The organism is Boseongicola sp. (genome assembly GCF_057460485.1).
The window spans coordinates 1-4,435 of record NZ_JBVCWP010000300.1 but is presented as its reverse complement, the minus strand read 5'-3'; the positions used below and the strand labels follow the sequence as shown (position 1 = coordinate 4,435).

4 protein-coding genes and 2 pseudogenes are annotated in these 4,435 nt (G+C 53.2%); 2 read left to right on the top strand and 4 right to left on the bottom strand.

From position 1 onward, the window contains the following. Window positions 1–130, bottom strand: a pseudogene (locus tag AC221Y_RS20755) (VIT1/CCC1 transporter family protein); the annotation flags it as partial. Window positions 131–330: 200 nt separating this feature from the next. On the opposite strand from AC221Y_RS20755, the gene trxC reads away from it, so the two are divergent. Beyond that, complete coding sequence (gene trxC, locus AC221Y_RS20750; RefSeq protein ID WP_299755302.1) at window positions 331–765, top strand: thioredoxin TrxC; 435 nt, start codon at window positions 331–333, stop codon at window positions 763–765. Window positions 766–965: 200 nt separating this feature from the next. Next, a pseudogene (locus AC221Y_RS20745) lies at window positions 966–1,212 on the top strand (OmpA family protein); the annotation flags it as partial. Window positions 1,213–1,308: 96 nt separating this feature from the next. On the opposite strand, the gene AC221Y_RS20740 reads toward AC221Y_RS20745, so the two are convergent. The 3 genes from AC221Y_RS20740 to AC221Y_RS20730 all read right to left on the bottom strand — a co-directional run bounded on the left by AC221Y_RS20740 (window position 1,309) and on the right by AC221Y_RS20730 (window position 3,616). Further along, a complete protein-coding gene (locus AC221Y_RS20740) occupies window positions 1,309–2,025 on the bottom strand; it encodes an LrgB family protein (protein WP_299755297.1) in 717 nt (238 codons plus the stop codon). Then, window positions 2,022–2,357 carry a CidA/LrgA family protein gene (locus tag AC221Y_RS20735; RefSeq protein ID WP_299755294.1) on the bottom strand — a complete coding sequence of 112 codons (336 nt, stop codon included), beginning with the start codon at window positions 2,355–2,357 and terminating at the stop codon, window positions 2,022–2,024. The genes AC221Y_RS20740 and AC221Y_RS20735 overlap by 4 nt, the downstream gene beginning before the upstream one ends. Before the next feature lie 323 nt (window positions 2,358–2,680). Continuing rightward, window positions 2,681–3,616 carry a DMT family transporter gene (locus tag AC221Y_RS20730; protein WP_299755291.1) on the bottom strand — a complete coding sequence of 312 codons (936 nt, stop codon included), beginning with the start codon at window positions 3,614–3,616 and terminating at the stop codon, window positions 2,681–2,683. Window positions 3,617–4,435: the final 819 nt, after the last annotated feature.

The following is a 4,435-nucleotide window of genomic DNA, read 5'->3' as shown; positions in this document are numbered from 1 at the left end:
CTGCCGCAACCCCGACAATCAGCGAAGAAACGGATACAATACCGTCGTTTGCCCCGAGGACTGCCGCGCGAAGCCAGCCGCTACGATTGATATAGTGCGGCTTACCGGGATGCGCGCTGATGACGTTCATTGTGTGTTCCTGTAAAGGTGTTGGTCTGTAGCATAAGGTGCTGCAGGTGCGAGTGCGATACTACTGTTAACTGTGTGACGTCAGCTCAGCGGACTTCGATGGAATCCTAATAAGGCAGTTTCCAATAACTTGACCCATCGCAAATGAAAGTCTTCCAAACTGCAGCATATATATGAGAAACCGAACTTATGGAGCCTTCTATGGCCTTAAGACTTGCGTGCCTTGCTTGCGGACAGGGCAACCGGATACCTGAAGCGAGACTAGCGTCAGGACCCAAATGCGGAACATGCGGAGCAGACTTAATTCAAGGCAAACCGATCGAAGTGTCCTTCGACGTTCTTGAGAGGGCCGCTCGGATAGATGATATCCCTCTCGTTGTGGACTTCTGGGCGGCATGGTGTGGTCCCTGCCGGATGATGGCTCCGGAGTTCGCCAAGGCTTCTGCGACGCTGAAAGGCAAGGCCCGCTTCGCCAAAGTGGATACCGAGGCCTTTGCGCAAACGGGCCAGCGCTACGGGATCCGTGGGATTCCGCTTATGATTGCCTTTCGTGGTGGGCATGAAGTCAAGCGACAGGCCGGCGCGATGCCTGCGGCGGGTATCATCGATTGGGTAAACGATTTAGCTGGAAAGTGAGCGCAAATGAGTTTGTGCATGCTTGCCCTGAAAGCGGATAAACAAAAAGCTATTTCGAACGACCGCTTTTGGCGGCGAACTCAAGACTGACACCTGCCAGCTTCGATCATTTTTTGGGGCGTAAGCCCAGGCTCTAGAGCGTGTTGCGTTCAATCGGTTTCATATCCTGCTGCTTTGAAGAAATTGTAGTATTTCTCCGCGGTGAAGATGTTGCAGACATGGGCTATACCGATGCCGTCGGTGACGAAAGTTACAACTTGCTGTTGTCGGACCGCCGCGCCGAAACTGTTGCGCTGGCCCTGTCCGAGTATTTCGGAGTGCGGCCTGAAAACATGGTCGTGCAAAGTTATGGGGGAACGCTTTCCACTGGTTCCGGCGCTGGAAGCGGAGCCTCTGAACCGCAGGGTTGCGGTGGGCCAGATTACGGACCTGATCCAGCCGAACTAAGATTTCCGCGCCGCTTGCTGGCACGGCGGCGGATAATGCTGTAACGAGGATAGTCCCTTTGACATCCTCCGAAATACCGTATGATCTATAGTCGGATCACAAGAAAAGTAGCACCAGATAGGGAACCGCAATTGCCGTCAGTAGAGCGTTGAGACCCATCCCGATACCAGCAAATGTACCTGCCGTTTCATTCACCTGGAAAGCGCGGGCCGTTCCAATGCCATGTGAGGCAATGCCGACGGCAAGCCCTCTTGCGCGCCAGTCCCGGATCCCCAGCATGTTTAGCAAAGGAGTTGCGATTATGGCCCCCAAAACACCCGTCACGATGACAACCACAGCTGTCAGAGTTGGTGATCCTCCTATAGACTCCGAGACACCAATTGCGACCGGAGCCGTTACGGATTTTGGCGCCAGAGACAGAAGCACCTCTCCGCGGATACCCATGGCATAGGCGATGCCTAAAACGCTCAGGATCGCGGTGCCAGAGCCGACAACCAGTGCGCAGAGTAAAGGGATGGCTGACTGCCGGACCTTCTCGAAATTCCTGTAAAGTGGCACCGCGAGGGCGACCGTTGCCGGACCAAGCATGAAATGCACAAACTTCGCGCCCTCGAAATAAGTTTGGTAAGGGGTAGCGCTGATCCACAACAAGAAGGCGAGCATAACAACTGCGATCAATACCGGATTAACGTAGGGACGTCCTCCAGAAGTACGAAAGGCAGTGTCTCCAATGACATAGGCGATCAAGGTCAATGTCAGCCATAGAAGCGGTTGCTGCGCAAGATACGTCCAAATTTCAGTCAGATCGGTCATTTTTGCTTGCTCGTCAGGCGATTGACGCGGTCGAATACTAGGGCCGCCACTGCAATCGAGATTGCCGTACTGATAGACAGGGCTATCAAAATGACGAAGCCGTCAGAACCCAGGCGATCGAGGTGACCAGTGATGCCGACGCCTGCGGGTACAAAAAGTAAGGACAAGTGTGAAAGAATGCCCTGCGCTGTCGGTTCGATCGCTTTTGCCGCTCTTGGAACTACTGCCAGAAAACACAGAAAAAATGCCATCCCGATGACGGGACCAGGCAAGTTCAGAGTAAAACTGCGCGCCAGGGTTTCACCAATCAACTGAAACACAAGAAGTGTCATAAGGTGTGATATCACTGCAAAAGGTTCTCCTGATTGTTGACGATCCTATGGCATCCGCGCCCAGAATGGTAATTTTTGCTCGTGTCGGTTTCTCAAATTTTCCAGATAGCGTTGATGGGACTGGCATCTGCCTTAGTCAGAAACTCTAATGCCCAAACGCGCGCAATCCATCAGGTGGTTTTGAGCTCATTGCGGCCGTTCGCTGCGGGCTGAATGAACGACCGGTTTCGCCCGTTTATATATTGAGCCGCGGTTAGGGAAACAGCCTCTCCCGTTTGGGGCCCGTTTTCTCGCTTTCGGCGCCCGCTGTATAACGCTTGCCGCTACGCTATAGGCCAAGTGGCAGATGGGGACCGGTTTTTAATCTGTCGTTCGCGGAATGCTATAAAGAGGCCGGACAAGAAGATTACCGCTGCTCCACTCCACGTATAGAGATCAGGAACTTCAGCGAAGAACCACGCCCCGATTACTGCAGCCCAGATCAGCTTGAGAAAATCAAACGGCATCAGCGCTGTTGGATCGGTTTCCTTCAAAGCCTGGCTGAGCGATAACTGGGCGATTGAGCCGAAGAAACCTATAAACACCATCCAGCCAAGCGTTTGCAGTCCGAATGGCTGCCAAACCCAGAGTGCTGGAAAGATGGAGAAAACCCCAAGGAAAATACCCATATAGGCAACGATCGTCAGGCTCGATTCTGTACGTGATAAAATCTTGATCAAAACCATCGCAACGGCCCAAAGCGCGGCCGAACCGGTTACCAGAAGCGCGCCGGTGTCGATGGCTACGAAACCCGGCCTCAGAATGATCAGCATGCCTAAGAACCCGAACAGTATGGCCAGCCATCGGTAGATCCGAAAGCGCTCTCCCAGCAGCAGGACGGCTAAGATAGCCATAAAGATTGGCGCGGTGAAGCTAAGTGCAGTGACTTTTGCAATTGGTGAGATTGAAAGTGCGGTGAAAAACATAAGCATTGCTACGATGTTGATGACACCGCGCAGCGCGTGCAACCCGATCCGCTTTGTGCGCAGCATTGCAAAGCGAGAGCGCAATAAAAGCGGTAGCAAAAAGGCCAGACCGAAGATGTTGCGAAAGAAAGCGATCTGAAAAGGTGGCAGTACATCGGAGACGAAGCGTACCAGACCGTGCATGATTGAGAATGCGACTGTGGACACGCACATTAGCACGATGCCGCGCAACGCAGGCGTCTGGCGGCTCCAGAGCGTGCTGACCCCTTGAAGGATTGAGCTCAGCGTTTGCATATTTTCGCTATCCCGGTTTGGCGACGCCGGCCTCTGGGCCCGGCTGACGCACCTATATTGGTTAGACAAGCTTAGTCCAGTTTGTAAATTTGGCTCCTGCCTGCATGCGATGTGCATTATCAAGTAAGATGTCAAATGCAGCGCGCACGACGATTGGCGTAGAAAAGCTCACGGCGGACCTTCGCCGTGCAGAGTCCAGAGGTCTGTTATGCGGAGAGGCTGTGTGAAAACTCGGGATTCTTCATGAATTCGCGCCGCTCGTTTTTGGGTGTTGCTAATTTGATGGTTCAGCTCGACCAGAGCGCGCCTAAATCTGGCAATTTTTGGCATTTGTAAAAGCTCTCGATAGTTTTCACACAGCCTCCGGACAATGCTGCCGGATAAAACAGACCTTCGCTGCACGCACGAGCCTGACGAGCGCATTCTGCTGATGCGGCCCTCTAACGGGACGCCAGGACATATTTCTCTTCTGCTCTGCGGCGGCCGGCTGCGAGCCCTTTCGGATGCCGCCTGACAATTAATGCTCTCAACGAGATTGATCACCTGCATCGCGGAGGACTGGCAACCCCAACTTCGACAGTTCAGCGGCAGTTTTGAGCATACTGTTGAGATCTGGTCGTTACTTTTCAGGGGCTTAGCATGGTCTGCCTCACGGTTTTTGCAAACCGTGTCGTCACACGCTACAGGCGTAATACTATTGATTGTTTGGCCATAGACGTGATTTCGTCGCCACATAATGTATACTCGTATCACCAAGACAGGGGGGCGCCAGTATCTGCAACTGGTCGAGTCCTTTCGAAACGACAGCGGCAAGGTTCG